This window comes from Flavobacterium sp. HJJ (genome assembly GCF_015351475.1).
Classification (GTDB): domain Bacteria; phylum Bacteroidota; class Bacteroidia; order Flavobacteriales; family Flavobacteriaceae; genus Flavobacterium; species Flavobacterium marginilacus.
Genome location: NZ_JADKPR010000003.1, coordinates 35,622 through 56,893, shown reverse-complemented (window position 1 = coordinate 56,893; position 21,272 = coordinate 35,622). Strand labels below are relative to the sequence as shown.

The following is a 21,272-nucleotide window of genomic DNA, read 5'->3' as shown; positions in this document are numbered from 1 at the left end:
CGCAATGACTTCATTAATACTTAAACTTCTTCAAACTGCTTTCCAGCTGGTTTTTTGAACCACTGAAAGGCGTTAAATAAAAACTATATTGATAATCTCCTGATTTAATTTGATATTGTTCCAAAGGCTGTGCAACTAATGTCCAGCTATCGTTCCCTCCCACTCCCATCTGCATTAAGTCGATATTTACCGTCAAAAATCCCGGATCTTTTAGATCGTACGTATGACCTGCTGAACTCAGGTTTTCTTGTGTGTAAGGCCACGCACTCATGCTTAAAACTTTGGAATCATTCACCACCAAAAATCCATTGCTTTTCTGTGGAGTGCTTAATGCCATCCATCGTACATCACATCGGTTTCCGTTTTCCTGCGGTTTTGGATAATGTTCGATAAAATCATTTATTGGCAGTGAATATTTACCAACAAACGAGCCAAAACTTCTGTCGTTGTAATTTTCTAGTTCGCCTTTTCCGTACCACGAAATCTGGTCGAATTTTCTCTGAACACCCATCTGCATTCCGATTTTTGGAATGTTTGGCAGTTTGTCTGAAGCTTTTAAACTATAATCAACTTTTATCACGCCGTCTGGACTGATATTGTACACTACATTTACACTAGCACTGTCTTTTATAATTTCGTAATCGCTGATGATTTTAATATCTGAAGCTGATTTATCTATTTTAATGTTTATCAATTTAGGTTTCGCTTTGTACCATTGTTTCAAAAGCTTTTGGGATTTCCATCCTCTTTTGTCATTGTCTGTAAGTGGTCTTACGAAATTTGGAAGCAATGGCGCAAAAACCTGTTCTTCTCCATTGAAAACATACGAGCTCAATGCTCCGTTTACTTTGTTGATTTTGATATCAAAAGTTTTTCCTTTGATATTAAAATCAGCATCTGATTCGGAAACGCTTAGATTTCCTTTTTTAGATTCTAAAGTAACTTCCTTCTTTTTCAGCAGAAACTGATCTTCTGCAACAGCGTAGCCTTTTGAAGCCCACAACTCATCTTTCGAAAGCTGGAATTCGATATTTAAAATGTACTCTGCATCGGCTTTCATTTTTGGAAGATACTGACTCACATTTAATGTTGTGAATTGTCCTGCTTCTAAAGTGAAAGGTTTTAAAATCTGTGTTTTGATTACATTACCGTTTTCTAAAATCTTCAAAACCGGAATATAACCCGCTAAAGATTTTTCAGCACTGCGGTTCTTTATTTCTAATTGATTGCCGTCTTTTAAGGTTGAAGTCACCGGTTGAAACACCCATTTACATTCATAAATAGAGCCTTTGGGTTTTCCGTTAGAATCTACAATTCCTTTTGTATTGAAGTTTCCATCATGGTATTTTTCGCCAAAATCCCCTCCGTGGGCAAAATAATTCTGACCTGATCTGGAATCGAATTTTACCAGTCCCTGATCTTTGAATTCCCAGATACAGCCTCCAATAACTCTTGGAAGCGAACGGAATTCATCCCATAATTCTTTTAAATTTCCAACTGAATTCCCCATAGCGTGTGAGTATTCAACGAAAATAATTGGCCTTGTATCTTTCTTCTGATCTACCAAAAATTTAGGTGTGAAAACCCCCGGATAAAAACGGCTGACCATATCTACATACGAATCATCCTGCGGATTTTCAAAACGATACGCGTGATCAATTGTTTTTGGATATCCTGGATCAAGCGGGTCAATGTAACCGTCTAACTTTGCATTTCCCTGAGCAGGTTCATAATGTACCGGACGAGTAATATCAAAATCGTGAACCCAGCCCGACATTGCGGAATGATTTGGCCCTTTTCCGCCTTCATTGCCTAAACTCCACATCACTACTGACGGGTGATTTTTATCTCTTTCAACCATTCGGGTCATACGCTCCAAATAGGCGTTGGTCCATTTTGGATCGTTACTCAGTTTTCCTCCAATTCCGTGTGTTTCCTGATTGGCTTCGTCCATTACCATAATTCCATATTGATCACATAATTCGTAGAAATAAGGATCGTTTGGATAATGGCTGGTACGTATGAAGTTGAAATTAAACTTTTTAATCGTGGTAATATCCTGCTTGATGTCCTCTCTGGTTAATGCTTTTCCACGTACAGGGTTATGATCGTGACGGTTTACACCATATACATACGTTTCTTTTCCGTTGATGAGCATTTTTCCGTTTTCTTTCGAAAATTCAATAGAACGAAAACCTACTTTACAGCTTTTGGCTTCGGTAATATTTCCATTTTTATCTTTTATCGAAATGACCATCGTGTATAAATTCGGTTCTTCTGAACTCCATTTTTTAGGATTTTTGATGTTTTCCTGAAAGAAACCGAAACGTACATTATCCAGACGCGGGTAGCTTTCGTTGATTAAATCGATCACCGGTCTTTGAAGCGGTTCTTTGAACATTGCCGTATTGTTAGCATCGTACAACTGAACATTCATCATATAATCTTTGATTTTTTGTCCCGTCAGATTCTCTACTTTCGGTCGTAGTTTGAAAATCGCATCTTCGTATTTTTTGTCTAATTTGGTCTGAACAAAGAAATCCTGAATGCGTAACTTTGGCTCTGCCATAATAAAAACTTCACGCTGGATTCCACTCACACGCCAGTGATCCTGATCTTCCAAATAGGAACCATCCGCCCAGCGAATCACCCGCACAGAAACTACATTTTCGCCTGCTTTCAAATATGGCGTTACATCAAACTCAGATGGCAGGAAACTGTCTTCTCCGTATCCTAAAAATTCTCCGTTCAACCATACTTCAAAACCTGAACTTACAGCTCCGAAATGTAAAGTAACCGTCATATCTTTCCAGTTTTCAGGAACGGTAAAACTTCTTTGGTACGAACCAACTCCGTTATAATCTTTCGGGATATAAGGCGGATTTATTGGTCTAAAAGGATAAACCGCACTTTTGTAAATTGGGTTGTCGTAACCTTTCATTTCCCAATTGGAAGGCACTTCAATTTTGTCCCAACCGGATACTTTTGTTTTATAAAAATCTTTTGAAGCCTCTTTTAAATTTACCGCATATTTAAAATCCCAATCGCCGTTCAACATCTGCATTCTGCTCTTGGTTCTGTCCCCTTTTAAGGCATCTTCAATGTTGGTATACGAATAAGCAGTTGCTCTTGAAGGTTGTCTATTGATGCTCGTAACTGTTGGATCTTCCCAAGGTGCAAATTCATATTTTTTGTGTGGCTCAGGAACGCCCGCAGGTTCTCCTGTTACGGACTGTGCCTGTACCATGACTGACGTTAACAGTGTAAAAAGTAAAATTTTAATTGTTTTCATTCTTTATTTTTTTCACGCAGATTCCGCAGATCTTCGCAGATTTTTATTTTATCCGTTTCTTTATTTATCTTGTCTAAAACTTATTTCTTCTCTTTCTTCTCCGGTGGTGCCACAAAACTCGTTTCACTTTTCCCTAAATCCTTCGAAGTTGCCACTGCGATTCCTCTTTGCTCTGCTTTGTTTACGGCACAATAAAAATGATACACTACACCATCATGTTTTACAACAAATGATTTGTGCGCAAACATATTGTCATAAGGTTCAGACGATTTAATCAAATCTTCGCCTTTCCAATCGGTCCAGTTAACCAAATCATTTGAAACTGCAAAACGGTTAAATGCACCCTGATTCCAGCCCGTCCAGAAAGCGCCGAAATAGAACATCACCCAAGTATCATTAATACGCTGGATATAGGCATCGCCTGAGATTCCTTTATGATGATTGATCAATGGTTTATCGCCATAACGCTTCCATTGTTTCATGTCATTTGATACCGCCATTGCAATACGCTCTGCGCCTTTAGCAGGATTGATACTGTCTCCTCGGGCGTTGTAGTACATAATGAAATTGTGTCCTGTCAATTTATCTTTATCACGAATCACACTGTTTTTATACATCGTACTATTATCCCACCACTTAGCGTCTTTATCTTTTGGCGTTAAGACCGGATTTTCCAATCTCTGAAATTCATGTGGTTTCGTCGGTGATTCTTTGGTATACGCCATTCCGATTGACAGAACACCTGCTTCGTAACCTTTACTGTCTCCTCCAAAATAACTCATCCAGTATTTGTCATCGTATTTTTCCCATTCGTAACTTCCACCCCAAGTCATGTCTTGCAATGAAATATAACCCGCTTTTTGATTCACATCCCAGTGTTTTTTATTCTCTGAAAAAGACATCACTTTTCCTAAATATTTCCATTCCAGTAAATTATCACTTTCAGCAAGCCAAGTTTCATAACCTCTTCCGTCATAAATTAAATACGTCATATACCATTTTCCGTCTTTTCTGAATACAGAAGGGCAGTCCATTTTATAAGAGTTATCCGTTGGCACCATTACTAGACCGTATTTATAAGGAGTTTTGATTTCGTTGTAAATCTCCTGCATTACGGTTTCGGTGATTTCTCTTTTCTTATATTTTGTTGCGCAGCTTATTGTAAGCAAAGCCACTATTCCAAAAACAAGATATTTAATTGTATTGTTCATTTGATAATTATAAATGTATGTGCTTAAATGGACACGGATGACACGGATTAAACCGGTTGACGCAGATTTTATTTTTTTAATTTTACCACAGATTAAAAAAAATTACAGATAATTTATATTGTTTTATTTTAAAATCTGCGCTGTTTAGCTTAAATCCGTGTCATCCATGTTCCATTATTATTTTTATTTTATTTCAATTCCTTCAATCGCGATTCCATTACTTCTTTATTCAGTTTCACTTTTAGCATTCCGGTTGGGTGAAATCGTTTTTTCAGATCAATAGCGTTGTATACAATTGTGTAAACATCATTTCCTTCTGGAATTAGACAAAGCGGTGTTCGCATAATGTCCCACCATTTATCAACTTTAGTTTCGATTGGCAGATAATGTGCTTCCGACCAATTGATTCCGTCTTTTGAAAGTGTATATCCAATCATATTCGGCAAATGATGTCCCCAGCCTTCCGGGCCTCCGTCAAAAACAGCGATGTACAAACCGTTTGGTAACTGACTCACAATCGGGTTTTCAACAAATTGAGGATGTATCGTTTTTATCGGTTCTAAACCTTTATTCATTCGGCTCCATGGACCTTCTAAACTATTCGATTCTGCCAAAGCAACGAACCAGCCTTTTCCGGATTTCTTTGGATAATCTGCCCAGGATTCAAATGGATAGGCACCACTGTAAAAACCAAAATACTTATCTCCTACTTTATACGGAAAAAACGAAGCTACGCCCTGACGACCTTCCCAAGGCTGTGAATCCAATCCCGGCTCCATAATGATACCCATATCTTTGTATGGCCCGCCGATTCCGTTGATGCCTTCTACTGCTGATTCGCATCTCCAGATTCTTCCAAAAGAATGGTTGGGCTGAATTTCTTTGTGAACGGTATACGCCAAATAATAACCGTACCATTTGTTTGTTTTTTCACTAAAAACAGGCATATACGACCAAATTGCACCTCGACGGTCATTCATTGGATTGTCATCTTCGGTTACGGCATAAGTTCCACTGGCTTGGTAAATGGTGGATTCTCTTTTCCAGTGAATTGCATCTTTACTCGTCCAGTGACCGATTTTAGTTTTTACACGATCATAATACATTTCCACTCCTTTCTCTCCTGCTCTTTCCGTTGGAAACATATGATAGGTATCACCGACTTTTACAACACGTCCGCCTTCAAAACCACCTTGAATTCCTTCTGTTCCGGGCATTCCATCGTCGATAACGGGTTTATTTTCTCCTCCTATAATTTCAAAAAGCGGTTTTTCATCTGAGAATCCTTCAATAATGTAGGTTGGGTTCCAAAGTTTTCCATCTAATAATTCGGCGTTTCGGGCAATCAATTGCTGACTGCTTTTTATTACTCCCAAAACGGCAAACAATCCTTTTGCGTTTGGCAGAATCGTGTGTGCTCCTTTTGCGTAAGCGATGGCATAAATATTTACGGGAGCTAATCCAGTAATCGTAACTCCATTTTCAAGAATCAATTTTCCGTTTTCAATTGCATTCGGCTGAAGATATTCTTTGTTATTTGTTTCCTGAAAAACACCAACCAAAAGCTGAACCGGCTCTTTGAACTTTAGCTGTAACGGAGCATTTGTACCTTTTTTATAGGCATCCAAAGGCAATTCAATTCCTGTTAATCCCTGTAATTCTGGAACTAAACCTACAATATTGTGTTTGCTTCCTGAAAAAACATGGGCGTATTGTGTTGTTTTGAATGTTTTGTAATTGGATTTTATTATTTCAAAAGCTACAGGCTTCCAAGCTGTGTTTTGTGCTTCTGCAAATTGAATGCAGATTGAAAAAAGCGCAAGAAAAGCGGTTTTTAATTTAAAATTGTATGTTGTGTTTTTCGAAAACATTTTTTTTATTTTTAATTTCCACAGTCTTGTCATTGCGAGGAACGAAGCAATCACATTTGCAAAATCAAGCTTTGTCTAATTGTTAGTGAGATTGCTTCGTTCCTCGCAATGACACTTAAATCGCCTTATAAATCACTTTATACTCCACATTCGGCTTTACGATCAACTGATATTTATTTTTTGCTAATTCTGTAATCGTTCCTGAATTGGTTTTTGGTTTATTTTGACTTTCAAAAATCAATTTACCTTCTCCTTCAGCTGCTTTAACCTTAATTTCTTTTGTACTGCAATAAACGTTAACTTCTCCTTTTGGTGTTGGTACTTTTCCTTCCATCCATTGTAAACCACCTAAATTAGGTTTGATTTCATATTCAGCATAACCGGGAGCGGTTGGTTTTACTCCTAAATAATATTTACCCAGCAAATAGATTGGACTTGAACCCCAAGCGTGGCAAAGGCTTTTCCCGTAAGGACGTCCATACATCGCTAAATGTTCTGCGCCTTTTTTGCTAGGATTGTATTCTTCCCAGAAAGAGGTCGCTCCCTCGTTTAGCATTCCGCCCCAATAGTTTTTCATTTCTTTTAAAACATAATTCTGTTCACCCATAGCGCACAAGGCTTCCAACTCGTAAAAACGCATATAAGGTGTCGTGATTTTAAGAATTTTATCATTAAGCAGTACTTTATTTTTGATGCTTTGTTTTTGGTCTTCATTAAAATAATTGAAGAAAATACCGAACATATTAGCATATCTAGTTACAATATCCTGCATTTTACCGTCGATACGCTGATGCTTCATCACGTTTTCTTTTTTATCCCAAAACACATCAAATAGTTTTGTTTTTAAATCAGAAGCTAATTTTTGATATTCTTTTTGGTCTTCATTTTCACCTGCAATTTTAGCACTGACAGCCATAGCCTCTAAACTTCTTGCCAAAAGCATTTGTTCAAAACTAACCTCACCGGTTTTTGGTAATCCGTTTGCCCAGTCAATAAAAACCCAATCACCTTCCAAGGGTTCGAGGAATCCGTTTGTATTTCTTCTTTTTAAACAGAACTCCATCAATGATTTCATTCGCGGATAAAAAGTCTTGATAAATTTCGTATCGCCAGTGTGTAAATAGTAATCGTAAACACCCACAAACCAATAGAGCGAATAATCCATTATGATATTTACATGAGCTGTCACCGGTTCTTTGCCACGAAGCGCCAACAGCGTTCGTTCTACCGAAGCCGAATCAAAGAATAAATAATAATTCATCAAGTAACTTTGATATGCATCGCCAGACCAAACCCAGCGGTCGCGTTTGATTCCGTCTATAAAAAATTCGCGGGATGTTAAATGCATCGTGTAAGCCGACACATCCCAAATTTTATTCAATTGTTCGTCTGAAGATTTGAATGCACCACGATAGTCCAATGGCAAATATTCATAAAGCATCGAAATAGAATCATATTTTACTGTTGGATCTGTCTCTACCCGAACATAGCGGAATGCTTTGGAACCTGTATGTGTGTAGGTTTCGGGCTGATTTCCATCAAAAGATAAATGGTCTAATGTTTCGCATTTGGCCGTATCCAGCGCTTCCTCACGAGATTCACCATAATAAAGAGCCACTTTCCCTTTTCCTTTTAAACCGTGAATTTTGATATAACCAAAAGTTTCTTTACCAAAATCGACCAATTGACCAGTTCCTATTTTTTCTGTTTTTTTGGCACTCAAAGGTTTGGTTGTGAGTTTAAATTCGGAAGGTTTATGCTCTGGCGAGTCAAAATTCCAGGATCCAACAGGCACCCAAGGCGTGCCGGATTGCTGTGCTTTTCCATTTTCATCAATCCAAAGTTTGTCTTCATTAGTCACCTTCCAAGAAGCGTCTGATTTAACGTATTTACCAGCAATATAAATAGCCGGCAACACTTCCTGATTATATACTTTAAAGGAAATTTTGTGTTTTCCGGCAGGAATTTTTAATGATTTTGGCTGTCCATAAACCTGAACACCGTCTAAAATCAACTGAAAAGTTCCTTCCGAATAAATTTTTACCTCGTCTGGTGCTGGAATATCTACTTCTGTTTGAAAAGTCACCAAAGCATACGGACTGTAATATTGCCAAAGCGGTGGAAATACGGCTTCGCGTTCTGTACGTCTTACCTGCATTTTATTACTTAACCAAACTTCAAAATCTCCAGGATAATAAATCCATGTTTGAGCCGAAGACATTTCGGATAAAAACAATAATGCGATAACACTAACAGCCGTTTTAAAACGTTGACCTAAAGAAGTAAATGTGATCATATTAATTGAAATTAAAAATGAGGTATAAACTCAAAATGGTTAGTCCCAATAAAGCGAACAAGATCTTCACTCGTTTACTGGTTTTAGGAACATCGGTTTCACTAACAAAATTAGTTTCCGGATTTTTATCCAATAATGAAATGATAATTGCCCCAATCATTAAAACCGCAAAAATGTAAAATGATATCAATAAAAAGTGGGGCCAAACAGGATACTTGTCTGCTGGAAAAACCCACAGATATAAAACTCCCACAAACAAACTAAAAGCCGAACCCCATGAAAGAGTTGCATTTACTGCTTTTTTGGTAGTGCGTTTCCAGAAAATACTCAACAAAAACACCACTGATAAAGACGGAGCCAAGAAACCTAAAACGGCTTGGAAAATATTGAATAAATTTTGCCCTTTTATATTATCAATTGCCACAGCGATGAGAATGGCAAATAAACACCCCGCAGCAATTGTAATACGTCCTATTTTAATTTGTTCCTTAATGGTTGCGGCCGGATTCATTTTCTTTACATAAATATCATTTGTAAAAACCGTACTTAACGCATTAAGAGACGAACCAATTGTTCCCACTAAAACAGCAATCATTACGCAAATCACCAGTCCATTCATGCCGCTTGGAAATAAATTAGTAACCATTGTCATATACGCCAAATCAGAATTTTTACCCAATTCAGGATATAAAACATAACAAAGGATTCCAGGCAGAATAAATAAAGGCAATGCCATTACTTTTAGCCAGCCAATGAAATTAACCCCCAATTGTCCCTGTTCCAGATTCTTTGCTCCCAAAACACTTTGCACCATAGATTGATCCGTACAAAAGAAAGCCACTGCGGCAACAGGATATCCTAATAAAATAGCTGTCCATGGATAATGCGCATCGTTTGCAGGCTGTACTAAATTCCAGAAATTCGAAGGTGTTTTGGCAATCAAAGCTTCAATTCCTCCTACTTTCTGCAATCCTAAATAAGATAAAGTAAGCGATACAGCAATTAATAAAATCATCTGGAAAACATTCACTTTAGCAATGGCTTTCAATCCTCCGGCAAACGTAAAAATCCCAGAGAAAATGACTAAAACTGTAACGCTCTGCCACATCGGGATTCCTAAAATCTGACGTACCAAAATCCCTCCGCTAAATAATCCTAATGACAGCCAGCTTACCAAAATTTTGACCATAGCGTACCAAGCCAAGATAGTCTGAGTACTGTCGCCATACCGTTTTCCCATATATTCGGGCATCGTACTTACTTTACTCGCAATATACCGAGGCGCAAAAACCATTGCCAAAAGCAATAAGAAAACAAAAGCGTACCATTCAAAATTTCCTGCCACAATTCCTGTGGCATAACCAATACTGGCAAAAGCCAATAAGGAAGAAGGTCCCACATTGGTTCCCCACATATTGAATCCGATATTGTACCAATTCAGCGAATTTCCCGCCATAAAAAGCGTTTCGTTCTTTTTGCTCTGCTTGACACTGACCACATAACCAATGACCAATAAAGTCACTAAATAAACAGCAACTATTATAAAATCGAGGATCGTTAATTTGTCATAAATGCTGTTCATAGGCCATATTCATTAAGAACATCAGTAATTTTTACTGGCATTCCTGTTTGTAATGATTTATCCATTGCCTGCAGTAAGGCTACGGTTCTTATTCCTTCGTTCATATCTGGATAAGCCGTAAAATCCTGCTCAATACTATCTGCAAAATATTCCAGGTAATTTTGGTATTCACCGCCATGGTGGCTCTGCCCCTCAAAACGGAAATAATATTTAATAGTCGAATCACCCCAATGAATTATTTTTTCTTCTCCCTTTTTGTCAGTAACTGAATAACGTAATTCGTGATAATCAGCTTGGCTTGCCCCTTCAGTACCTCTCAAAATAACACTCATACCGCTGTCTCTTTTGGTTGGCTGTGTTGGCGAAGTATAAACACCGCTCACTCTAGCAATTCTGCCATCGGTTGCCTTAAAAATAAAGTGCATTGTATCTTCATTTTTCAAACCCGCTGTTACTCCGTTGCTGCTAATCATTCCGTACCCCATTACCTCTTCAATATTTGGCAAATACCAACGAATGAAATCTACAGGATGGCTCAAACCGCCATACAGCCATTTAAATGATTGCAATAAGGACCATTCTTTTTCCAAAAACCAACGATGATCCGCATGGTAATGGGATTCAATTGTAATTAAATCCCCTATTACTCCTGTTTTATAATCTTTTCTTTGTCTTTTTGCCGGTTCAAAAAAACGAGAACTCTGTCCGATAAAGACCTTTTTACCTGTCTTTTCACTTAATTCTAATAATTCTTTGGCATCTGATAAATCATCAATAAACGGTTTTGTACACACTACATGTTTTCCATGTAATAATGCCTGCTTAACATGCTGTGCATGCAGATGATCCGGTGTATATATTGCAATTATATCGATTGCGCTATCTTGCAATAAATCATCATAGTTTGTTGTAAAAGAATGAAAATCAAACTCTTTTGATCTCTTCTTACACAACTCCTCACTTTTGTCACATATTTTGACAAGCTCTAGTTTTGAACTTTCTAAAACGGCCGACATTGTACTGCGGCCTTCTCCAAGTCCTAAAATGGCTATTTTTAACATTGCTTTTAGTTTAATGCCTTGAATTCACGAATAATCTTTCTTAATCTTTATCATCAAAAATCTCACTAATTCTATTTGTGAAATTATATCCAGAAAACATTTGTTTTAATTCGTTAATTCGTGGCTTGATTTTTATTTTATTTTATTCAAAAAAATCCACGTTTCATCAGGTTTTGCACCTTCAATTCCTGTTTGATATTTTTTCATCAAATTATTCCAATCGTTGACACGGGGATTATTTTCGGTTGTTTTTGGGTTCAGTTTATCCAAGCTTTCTCCTTTCGGAATACTGATAATCAGCATTAATTGTCTTCCATTTTTGAAAACCTGTAACTGCTGAAAATCGGCATTACAAAAACCTTTTGCAATTTCAGGCCACTTTTCAAATTGAGTGGCGTGATAATCAACATATTCTTTTTGCATTTTGGGATCATCAACCAAATTAGCTGTCAAAATTATATTTTCCCATTCTGATACAGGATTTGAATCCTTGCATCTTTCGAATTTCTGGAAATCATAAACAGGATTTTCGTATACCTTTATTTCTAATTTTGGGAAAGCCAAAGCCAGTTTCTTTTTCACTCTTTCCGGCTGATTCATTAGTCCGTAAATCACCAAATGATTTTGCCATTGGTACAATTCTTCACCTACAATTCGGAAGCCTTTTATGGTTGATTTGATTTTTTCTACATCCAAATCAGTTCCAACTAATTCAATCACCACAGCTTTTGGCATTTCCTGCAAGCCCCAAGCTTCATCCACAACAACCTCTTTGTCTAAATCAGCATAAGGCTTTCTGATTCCTGCATTTTCCTTAATTTTTGGATTTACAAATGCATAATTGTCTTTCCAAATATTCCCTTCGGGACCATTATTATTTTTTAATATTTTCTGAATTGGTATCCAGTTGTTTTGTATTGTAAAATACTGTGAACCTTCATCCGTGTACATGTACAGCCACAGGAATGGATCGTGTGCATAAGGACTAAAATATACTTTGTCTATATAATTCTCTTCAATTCGGCTGTCTGCTTGAGAAGAAAGTGTATAAATTCCTGCTACATCGTGCAAATGTTTGGCATAATGATGAATTTTATTCCCAATAATTTTATTGTTTCGCATCACATTTGCAGTATGCGTCCAGCCCCAGCCCATCGAAATACCGCTGTAGGCTACATCCGAAATTTCATTATGCTCGATAGTCAGATTTTTGACAAAACCTGCAGCAATTCCAAGACATCCCCAATCTTCATTGGCCACATTGGTAATCATATTATCAGCAATCAGTTCATCTGAACAAACTTCTCTTTCATCTTTTATATTTAATGGTAAATGCGCTTCAAAAGACTCTTCAGAAAAAACACCCAAGCTCATTCCGTTTCCACCAATGTCCTTGAAAAGATTTCCCTGCACTCGATTGTGATTCGTTCCCTTATTAAAATCCAACCCTGTAGAAGACAAATGCTCAAAACTACAGTCTTCAAACACTATATTATTAGTGTAATTAACCTCAACTGCCGCTCTTGGTCTCCCAACCCAAGCCTGATTTTCTAAATTTGCCTGATTTGGTGTTCCAGGTGCTTTCAATTTATAGGCATCCAGCAAATACATTCCCGCCTGCAAAGGAACATGCCCTTGTTGTGACGGACGCAGCCAATTGCTGTATTGAAATGAAATTCCTTTAAATTTAAAATAACTTACCGGTGAATCTATAGTTCCTTTTATCTCTACCAAATTTTCTAAAACTGGCACCGTAACTTTTGCAGAAACCATATTTTCGCCTGTTCTTGGAATGTAATAAATCTTGGCATTTTTTCTATCCAAATACCATTCTCCAGCTTCGTTCAACATTGACATTCCGTTGTTTAAATAGAATGCAGAGTTTCCATTATTTTTAGAAATCCAAGGTGCTGGCCAAGGGTGCTCACTCTGAATACGGCTTTCAGGTTTTTCAAATGAAAGTCTGGCGCTGTCTTTTCGTATTTCGATATTTTTGATTCTCAGATTGGCGATAGCCCACCATTGCACAATAAAGATTTCCATACCAGGCTCGAACTTAACCGATTTGTCCTTGAAAGGAATCCAGCAGGTTTCTGATGCAGCATTCCAAGAGAGAATGCGGTCCATTTTGTTTCCAGCAGTGCTTTTGGCTCTAACAGCTTTTATATCATTTACCCAAAGCTGTCTGTAATTCAATATTTCTCCTGCCTGCTTAGGCGCATCAGCTACCCAAACTGTTCCTGCTTTTAAGCCGTTTATAGCGATTGCAGATTTTTTCCAATTTTTGATTTCAAATCCACCGCTAAAAATAGGTTTTGCATTGGCAGCTGCTTCAATTGTAGTTGGACTCTCGGCAGTTCCTGAATCCTCGGGTCTTATAAATAAAGGTTCATTCAAATTATAGGTTCCATCCATAATTATAATATGGATACCATCTTTTATGGAAGCATCTTTTAATCGGCGTAATTCTCTGGCTTTTCTTACGGCCATATGTACAGTTGCCAGCGGACTATCTTTTGTTCCAATGTTACTATCCTTACCTGAAGCTGACACCCAAATTTCGGCAGCATTGGCAGTAAACATCATTCCAATCAGGAAAAAAACCAAAAAAAGTCTATTTTTTTGCTTTAAAATCATTTTACCTTTTAATTTTAATTTGGTGACTATCTTAAATCTTAAAAATGTAAGATATTCGCCTTTTTATTTATTAATCCTATTTAAATAGGAATCTATTTTTATGAATATTAAATTTTATATTATAAATAATCATTGAAATGTTAAAAGTAATATTTATATAATTATTCCGTGTTATTTTTAAACAACGAACAATTCTATAAAAATTTTCTAATTTAGCCATTGAAAAATAACTAATTGACTTAACTAAAAATTATGGATAATTTAAATTCAAACAGCATCCAAAAAAATAGCGCTGGAAATTCTGGAGTCTGGTGGCATGAAAAAAATCCTGGGCCATTAATCAATATACCTTTCATCAAACAATTCGGCAGTATGCGCTTTACCAAAGTGCAGATGGACGAAAATATGCGGCCACACTTGAATGACGGAATTGAAATTCATTTTGTAACCAGCGGAAAATACGATTGGGTTGTTGAAGGTAATCAAATAGAGCTATTGCCAGGCAATTTATCTGTAACGGCGCCTTGGCACTGGAACGGTAGCCCAAGCGGCAAAATGGATATTGGATATATCGACTGGATTATATTAAAACCTTTGGAATACAATCAAAAAAAGAAATTAAACTTAGGAAACTGGTCAAAATTATCCAAAAGCATTCAGGAAAAGCTAGGTGATTTGATTGCTGACAACAGAAATGTGGTTGTAGAAAAAGCCAAAACCTTTGAAAAATATTTCACTGAAATTCGCAGGGAGCTGGCCAATCAGGAAGAAGGTTTTGAAATTATGGTCGGTAATATTTTAGAGAATTTACTAATCGATTTATACAGACAGCTTTCGAGCATGGTCCTGAAAACTGATGAAGAAACCAATTTTATAGAAAAATTCACTAAAACCGTCTCTGATGACATCAGCAAAAAATGGAATATTGACGATCTGGCGCATAAATTTGGAATGGGAAAAACAAAATTTACCTATGAAGTAAAAAGATTAACCGGATATCCTCCAAACAGCTACATCATTAATCTAAAAATCGAAAAAGCTATTGAACTAATCTTAAATCCTAAAAATAAATCGATGTCGGATATTGCTTATTCCTGCGGTTTTTCATCGTTACAGCATTTTACTTCTTCTTTTTTGCAAAGAACGGGAACCACTCCAGGCCGTTATAGAAATCAAGAAATTAAAGACAATTAAATCATAACTGATACTTTTTTTAAAACATATAAGTCATATAAGTTTATGAATCTTACTAATATGACTTATATTTTTACTGCTGATTTTAAATAATTTATAAGACATCAATCATCTGATTATTCAATTTATCACCAATATTTTTATTTAGATTTCCAATTTATAAAATGCCTCTGCGTTTTCAAACCAAATCTTATTCTGCTCCTGAATGGAAAATTGAGCGATATAATCTTCTAAAGTATTTACTACTGCTGCATAATCCGCTGCCACATTACAAACCGGCCAATCAGAACCGAACATCAATTTATCTGTCGAAAAATTTTCAAAAATCACATCTAGATAAGGTTTTAAATCCTGTGATTTCCAATTGTTCCAATCGGCTTCTGTAACCATTCCAGAAACTTTACAGCTTACATTATCAAATTTTGCAATCTCTTTGATATCTTTTTCCCAAGAAGCAATTTCGCCCGATTTGATATTCGGTTTTGCAATATGATCGATGACAAATTTTTGTTCCGGAAAACGTTTTACCAAATCGATTGCGGCCGGTAACTGCCGATGAAAAATTAGAATATCATAAGTAAAATCAAATTCCTTTAATGCAGCGATTCCATTTCTGAAATCATTTCGCAGCATAAAATCATCAGCTTCGGCCTGTACTACGTGACGGAAACCTTTGATGATTTTATTATTTGAAAAATGGTTTAATCTTTCACTTACGTTTTTATCCCGTAAATCTGCCCAGCCGACAATACCTTTAATAAAATCTTTTTTAGAAGCCAGATCCGCTAAAAAATTAGTCTGTTCTTCCGATTGATGTGCTTCAACAGCTACACAGCCCTGAAATTTATTTTCGGTCAGCAAAGGCAGTAAATCTTCCGGCAGAAAATCCCTTTGAATTTTCTGCATCGAATCATCAATCCAGCTGTCTCTAATGGGATCGAATTTCCAAAAATGCTGATGAGAATCAATTCGTTTGTTCATCCTTATTAATTTACATCGCTAATTAAAGCACGATCCAAATGCACATAACCGCCTTCAACAAAAACAAACTGTCCTGTAGTGTGAGAAGAACGATCGGAAATAGTAAACAAAACTGCATCGGCGATTTCTTCAGTTTTAGTCATTCTTCCCTCAAATGGTATACTTTTATTGATTTTTTTCAAAACTGCTTCACCATCTGGTACCGTTTTGATCCAGTCTTCGTATGCTGGTGTGTAACATTCAGCTATAATTATCGCATTGGAACGAATACCAAACTGAATCAAATCTACAGCCCATTCTCTGGTTAATCCAAGTACCCCTCCTTTTGCGGCAGCATAACCGGAAGTACCGCCCTGTCCTGTCAAAGCTACTTTTGAACCAATATTCAGAATATTTCCTTTTGATTCTTTCAAATAAGGAAGCGCAAATTTTACCAGCAGGAAGTAACTCACTACATTCAATTTTAAAGAATCCATAAATTCTTCATAAGTAGCATCTAATCCTGCTCCGTCGTTAACTCCTACATTATTGATAACAGCATCAATTCTACCGTATTTTTCGGCAATCTTTTTTACTGCATTTTCCATCGCCTCAGGATTGGTAACATCCGTCTGCACAAATAAAGAATCAATTCCTTTTTGCTGCAAAGCTTCGGCATAACCAAAACCTCTGCTGTTTCTGTCTACAAGAACCGGAATAGCACCTTCATCAGCAAGGCGGTTGATGATGGTTTCACCAATACTGCCTTCTTTTCCGGCGGAACCTGATACTACTATGATTTTTCCTTTTAAATTTAAATCCATTTTTTTCTATTTATTTATGGTTTTCAATAGCTATAAATATTTTTAACCACATAGAAACATAGCTTTAGAAACATACAAAAAGGCGTTTCACTTGCATACAAACGCATAGCTATGTGTGAGAAACTAGTTTCTTTCAATTCTCTCTCAAAAAAGAAAAAATCTATGTTTCTATGTGTTTAAAGCTTAATCTTATTTTATCTCAATTATTGCTTTAATAGTATTGTTTTTGGGATCAATCCATTTTTCAAATTCACCAATCATGTCTGTAAAATCAGCACGGTGAGTGATGTATTTTTTAGGGTCGATTTTACCTTCTTTCAGGCATTGCATTACATATTCAAAATCTTCGATGGTCGCATTTCGGCTGCTCATCAAAGTAGATTCTCTTTTATGGAAATCAGGATGACTGAAACTCAGTTCTCCTTTTTGAAGTCCCACCAAAACAAATCGGCCGCCATGGGAAATGTAATTGAAAGCACTGTTCATCACTTTTTGATTTCCGGTCGCATCAATCACCACATTGGCCATATCACCATTGGTCAGTTCTGCTAATTTTGCAGCAACATCATCGTGCAGCGGGTTTATAGTTTCATCAGCCTGAAGCGCTTCTTTACAAAAATTAAGGCGGTATTCATTAATATCCAGAACAATCACTTTAGCCCCGGCAATTTTTGCAAACTGGATCAATCCTAATCCGATTGGTCCTGCTCCCATTACTAAAACAGTATCGGTTGCTTTTACAGCTGCCCTGCGAACGCCGTGTGCTGCAATGGCAAGCGGTTCTATCAAAGCCAGTTCATCATAATCCAAACCTTGTCCGTGAAGGAGATACTGTTCAGGAACAGTCACATATTCTGCCATTCCGCCATCTATATGCACACCAAAAACTTTGATATTTGCACAGCAGTTTGTTAAACCGTTTCTGCAGGCAACGCATTTTCCGCAGCTGAAATAAGGAATAAAAGTTACTTTGTCTCCCGGTTCAAAACCTTTTGCATTTCCTTTTATATATTCTGCTGCCAATTCGTGGCCTAAAATTCTTGGATATTCAAAATAAGGCTGTGTTCCTCCAAAAGCATGTATATCGGTTCCGCAGACCCCTATTCTTTTAATTTTCAAAAGAACTTCTCCTTCTTTAGGTTCCGGCATTGGTTTCTCTTTCAGCAGAAACTCTTTCGGTTTTTCGCAAACAATATATTTCATTTTATTAGAATTATTTTTTTAGAAATTGGATAAACAACTCCTAAGTTTATATTATTTACTATATGCTTTTGCTACCTGTCTGCTGGATCCTAAACCTTCCATGCCTAACTCAATAACATCACCGGGCTTGATATAAATTGGATCTGGCTTGATTCCTAATCCAACTCCAGGAGGCGTTCCTGTACTAATGATATCACCAGGCATTAAAGTCATAAACTGGCTTAGATAATGTACTAAAAATGGAATTTTGAAAACTAAGTTCAATGTATTGCTGTCCTGGAATTTTTTACCATTTACAGTTAACCACATCGGAATATTATTTACATCGGCAATTTCATCCTGAGTAGCAAGGAATGGCCCAAGAGGCGCAAACGTATCGCATCCTTTTCCTTTTGCCCATTGTCCGCCCATTTCTATCTGAAAAGCTCTTTCGCTGTAATCGTTTAGTAAAGCATAACCTGCTACATAATCCAAAGCTTCTGCTTCTTCTACATAACTTGCTTTTTTGCCTACAACAAATGCCAATTCGATTTCCCAGTCTGTTTTTTCACTGTTTTTTGGGATAATCAAATCATCATTTGGACCGCATAAAGAAGTCGTTGATTTGAAAAAGATAATTGGTTCTGCTGGAATCGGCGCACCTGTTTCATGACAGTGATCCACATAATTCAATCCAATACAGATTATTTTTGAAGGTCTCGCTACTGGAGAACCCAAACGTACATCGGCACTCACTTCTGGCAAAACCGGATTGCTTTCCAATGCTTTTTTTAATTTTTCTAAACCGTTTTCATCAAAAAAAGCTTCATTAAAATCTGAAACAATTGAAGATACATCATATCGTTTCTCTCCAATAATAACTCCTGGCTTTTCTTTTCCTACAGCTCCAAAACGTATTAATTTCATTTTCTTTTTTTTTTAAGTTACTGAGTTGTTAAGTTACTAAGCTGCTAAGTTTTTCATCTCGGCAAATTTAGTAAGTTGTATTTTTTAAGTTCCTGATTTCCTCAAATGCTAAGTATCTTAGAAGCTTAGCAGCTTCTTTTAATTATTTAATTTGATAAATCCTCCGTCAATAGGGTAATCTGAACCAGTAATAAAACCTGCTTCGTCACTGCACAAATACAGTGCTAAAGCTGCAACTTCATCTGGTTTGCCCATTCTTCCGATTGGCTGGGATTTTGATAATTTTTCGAAAATTTCAGCTTCTTTTCCCGGATAATTTTTATTGATAAAACCATCAACAAAAGGCGTGTGAACTCTCGCAGGAGAAATCGAATTACAGCGGATGCCTTCATTGATATAATCTCTCGCAACCGACAGAGTCATAGCCATTACAGCTCCTTTTGCAGTTGAGTATGCAAAACGGTCAGGTATACCAACCCATGCAGCAATTGAAGCCATATTCAAAATTACACCGCCGCCTGACAGTCTAAATTGCGGAATTGCTGCGTACAGACAATTATAAACTCCTTTTACATTTACATTCATCACTCGGTCGAAATCGGCTTCTGGTGTCGTATCAACTTTTCCAACGTGCGCAATTCCGGCATTATTAACCAAAATATTGAAGTTTCCTATTTTTTCAAATGTATCGGTAACTTCTTTTTGATTGGCTACATTACAGGCATAAGAAAATACTTTTCCGCCCAATTGTTTAATATCATCAACAGCCTCCTGAGCACTTTCGATTGTTAAATCGATAATATGAACCTCGGCTCCCTGTTTAGCAAACAGCGCAGCTATGGCTCTCCCAATACCGCTGCCTCCTCCTGTTACTACTGCTTTTTTATTTTGTAATGAAAACATATATTCAAATTTTAATTTTATCTATTCAATTCTAAAGCTGCCAAAATAAAAGGCCCTGTCGCTTTCGGGTCATTATTTTTCTTTCTTTCGTTAATATAATATTCGTACGAACCATCGCGATAAGGATTACCGCCCAAACCTGCTACAGCACAGGCATTAGTCAATTCTACTTCGCCTTTAGAGTCAATTATTATCGATTGTGAAGTCAATCCGTCAAATGCTTTATTGGCAAAGTTTTTGAATTTTTTAGGCAGGTAGCCTTTGTTCACTCCTTTTGCAAAAGCATAAGCAAACATAGCAGTACCAGAAGATTCTAAATAATTACCTTTTCTGCTTCCCATGTCAGTTACCTGATACCACATACCCGATTTTTTGTCCTGAAATTTAATCAATGCATTTGAAACAGCATTTAAATAAGCAATTAATTCTTTTCTTTTCGGATGCTCTTTGGGTAAATAATCCAAAACGTCAACCAAGGCCATCACATACCAGCCAATAGATCTTGACCAAAAATTTGGCGAAACACCAGTCTCTTTATTCGCCCATGGCATGGCTTTGCTTTCGTCCCAGGCATGGTAAAGCAATCCTGTTTTTTTATCAGTGGCGTGCATTTGGATTAATTCAAATTGTTTGGCTATGTCGTCAAAGAATTTTCCATTTTCAAAAACTGCAGTATACTGAGCATAAAATGGTTCTCCCATATATAATCCGTCCAGCCACATTTGGTTTGGATATATTTTTTTATGCCAAAATCCCCCGCTTGCTGTTCTTGGCTGATTTTCTAACTGCCTGCGTAAAGTCTGCATTGCGGTTAAATATCGCTTATCGTTTGTCTTCTTATACAAATCAAACAGTAATCTTCCTGCAGTTATATTATCAATATTATAGGTATCCGGCTCATACGTTTTGATATTTCCTTCTCCATCAATTAAATCATCTGCATAACCTTTTATATAGGCAGCATATTTTGGTTCCTTTTTCTGCTTATTCAATTCTTCAAAAGCATACAAAACCAATCCGTGTACATAATCCCAATGCGGATTTTTTGCATCGTCTATCATATAGGACTGCGGATGGCGGTTCATCAGTGTCAAAGCCATTCTTTCAGACCATTTCAGTTTATCCGAAATTTCATTTTTCTGTTTTCCTGAAACTGCTTCGATTTCGGTTTTTTGAGCCATAATGTGGCCGCTAAACACTAACAAAGCAAGCATCACACTTGTCCTTACAAAAAAAATGATTTTTAATGAATTATTCATCTTTGTTACAAATAAGATTATTATGAATTCTTTAGTTTTTGCTGATTTTTTTTACACAAAAAACAAATAAATT

The 21,272-nt window shown here is 36.8% G+C and carries 14 protein-coding genes; 1 reads left to right on the top strand and 13 read right to left on the bottom strand.

The genetic code is table 11. The features are described from left to right. Positions 1–13: 13 nt before the first annotated feature. The 7 genes from IRZ80_RS03700 to IRZ80_RS03670 form a co-directional block, all read right to left on the bottom strand. Entirely contained in the window at positions 14–3,292 is a 3,279-nt protein-coding gene (locus IRZ80_RS03700) for a glycoside hydrolase family 2 TIM barrel-domain containing protein (protein WP_194640215.1), read from the bottom strand. 80 nt (positions 3,293–3,372) lie between these two features. After that, positions 3,373–4,503: a glycosylase gene (locus IRZ80_RS03695; RefSeq protein WP_194640214.1), complete on the bottom strand. Its 1,131-nt coding sequence runs from the start codon at positions 4,501–4,503 to the stop codon at positions 3,373–3,375. Between the two features lie 188 nt (positions 4,504–4,691). Then, positions 4,692–6,374, bottom strand: coding sequence for a hypothetical protein (locus IRZ80_RS03690; RefSeq protein ID WP_194640213.1), 1,683 nt, complete (start codon positions 6,372–6,374; stop codon positions 4,692–4,694). Positions 6,375–6,489: 115 nt separating this feature from the next. After that, entirely contained in the window at positions 6,490–8,670 is a 2,181-nt protein-coding gene (locus IRZ80_RS03685) for an alpha-rhamnosidase (protein WP_194640212.1), read from the bottom strand. A gap of 1 nt (position 8,671) precedes the next feature. Continuing rightward, positions 8,672–10,252, bottom strand: coding sequence for a sodium:solute symporter (locus IRZ80_RS03680; protein WP_194640211.1), 1,581 nt, complete (start codon positions 10,250–10,252; stop codon positions 8,672–8,674). After that, a complete protein-coding gene (locus tag IRZ80_RS03675; RefSeq protein WP_194640210.1) occupies positions 10,249–11,313 on the bottom strand; it encodes a Gfo/Idh/MocA family protein in 1,065 nt (354 codons plus the stop codon). The genes IRZ80_RS03680 and IRZ80_RS03675 overlap by 4 nt, the downstream gene beginning before the upstream one ends. A 132-nt stretch (positions 11,314–11,445) precedes the next feature. Next, positions 11,446–13,950, bottom strand: coding sequence for an L-rhamnose mutarotase (locus IRZ80_RS03670; RefSeq protein ID WP_194640209.1), 2,505 nt, complete (start codon positions 13,948–13,950; stop codon positions 11,446–11,448). Positions 13,951–14,202: 252 nt separating this feature from the next. Here IRZ80_RS03670 and IRZ80_RS03665 point away from each other — a divergent pair, with 252 nt between their 5' ends. Beyond that, positions 14,203–15,144 (top strand): helix-turn-helix domain-containing protein, encoded by a 942-nt coding sequence (locus IRZ80_RS03665; RefSeq protein ID WP_194640208.1) that lies wholly within the window; start codon positions 14,203–14,205, stop codon positions 15,142–15,144. Between the two features lie 144 nt (positions 15,145–15,288). Here the strand turns inward: IRZ80_RS03665 and IRZ80_RS03660 are convergent, their stop codons facing one another. The 6 genes from IRZ80_RS03660 to IRZ80_RS03635 form a co-directional block, all read right to left on the bottom strand. Further along, positions 15,289–16,125 (bottom strand): amidohydrolase family protein, encoded by an 837-nt coding sequence (locus IRZ80_RS03660; RefSeq protein ID WP_194640207.1) that lies wholly within the window; start codon positions 16,123–16,125, stop codon positions 15,289–15,291. 5 nt (positions 16,126–16,130) lie between these two features. Further along, positions 16,131–16,928: an SDR family oxidoreductase gene (locus IRZ80_RS03655; RefSeq protein WP_194640206.1), complete on the bottom strand. Its 798-nt coding sequence runs from the start codon at positions 16,926–16,928 to the stop codon at positions 16,131–16,133. Positions 16,929–17,117: 189 nt separating this feature from the next. Next, complete coding sequence (locus IRZ80_RS03650; protein ID WP_194640205.1) at positions 17,118–18,131, bottom strand: zinc-binding alcohol dehydrogenase family protein; 1,014 nt, start codon at positions 18,129–18,131, stop codon at positions 17,118–17,120. 51 nt (positions 18,132–18,182) lie between these two features. Further along, the gene (locus IRZ80_RS03645; protein WP_194640204.1) at positions 18,183–19,037 is read right to left on the bottom strand and encodes a fumarylacetoacetate hydrolase family protein; all 855 of its coding nucleotides are present in this window, start codon (positions 19,035–19,037) and stop codon (positions 18,183–18,185) included. Between the two features lie 138 nt (positions 19,038–19,175). Then, a complete protein-coding gene (locus IRZ80_RS03640; protein WP_194640203.1) occupies positions 19,176–19,940 on the bottom strand; it encodes an SDR family NAD(P)-dependent oxidoreductase in 765 nt (254 codons plus the stop codon). A gap of 17 nt (positions 19,941–19,957) precedes the next feature. Beyond that, positions 19,958–21,199 carry a glycoside hydrolase family 105 protein gene (locus tag IRZ80_RS03635; protein WP_194640202.1) on the bottom strand — a complete coding sequence of 414 codons (1,242 nt, stop codon included), beginning with the start codon at positions 21,197–21,199 and terminating at the stop codon, positions 19,958–19,960. Positions 21,200–21,272 lie beyond the last annotated feature (73 nt).

Bases quoted from the DNA above. Each gene is read 5' to 3' on its own strand.
- IRZ80_RS03695 (WP_194640214.1), bottom strand. From the start codon at position 4,503: ATGAACAATACAATTAAATATCTTGTTTTTGGAATAGTGGCTTTGCTT.
- IRZ80_RS03665 (WP_194640208.1), top strand. From the start codon at position 14,203: ATGGATAATTTAAATTCAAACAGCATCCAAAAAAATAGCGCTGGAAAT.
- IRZ80_RS03680 (WP_194640211.1), bottom strand. From the start codon at position 10,252: ATGAACAGCATTTATGACAAATTAACGATCCTCGATTTTATAATAGTT.
- IRZ80_RS03685 (WP_194640212.1), bottom strand. From the start codon at position 8,670: ATGATCACATTTACTTCTTTAGGTCAACGTTTTAAAACGGCTGTTAGT.
- IRZ80_RS03655 (WP_194640206.1), bottom strand. From the start codon at position 16,928: ATGGATTTAAATTTAAAAGGAAAAATCATAGTAGTATCAGGTTCCGCC.
- IRZ80_RS03640 (WP_194640203.1), bottom strand. From the start codon at position 19,940: ATGTTTTCATTACAAAATAAAAAAGCAGTAGTAACAGGAGGAGGCAGC.
- IRZ80_RS03650 (WP_194640205.1), bottom strand. From the start codon at position 18,131: ATGAAATATATTGTTTGCGAAAAACCGAAAGAGTTTCTGCTGAAAGAG.
- IRZ80_RS03660 (WP_194640207.1), bottom strand. From the start codon at position 16,125: ATGAACAAACGAATTGATTCTCATCAGCATTTTTGGAAATTCGATCCC.
- IRZ80_RS03670 (WP_194640209.1), bottom strand. From the start codon at position 13,950: ATGATTTTAAAGCAAAAAAATAGACTTTTTTTGGTTTTTTTCCTGATT.
- IRZ80_RS03675 (WP_194640210.1), bottom strand. From the start codon at position 11,313: ATGTTAAAAATAGCCATTTTAGGACTTGGAGAAGGCCGCAGTACAATG.
- IRZ80_RS03645 (WP_194640204.1), bottom strand. From the start codon at position 19,037: ATGAAATTAATACGTTTTGGAGCTGTAGGAAAAGAAAAGCCAGGAGTT.
- IRZ80_RS03635 (WP_194640202.1), bottom strand. From the start codon at position 21,199: ATGAATAATTCATTAAAAATCATTTTTTTTGTAAGGACAAGTGTGATG.
- IRZ80_RS03700 (WP_194640215.1), bottom strand. From the start codon at position 3,292: ATGAAAACAATTAAAATTTTACTTTTTACACTGTTAACGTCAGTCATG.
- IRZ80_RS03690 (WP_194640213.1), bottom strand. From the start codon at position 6,374: ATGTTTTCGAAAAACACAACATACAATTTTAAATTAAAAACCGCTTTT.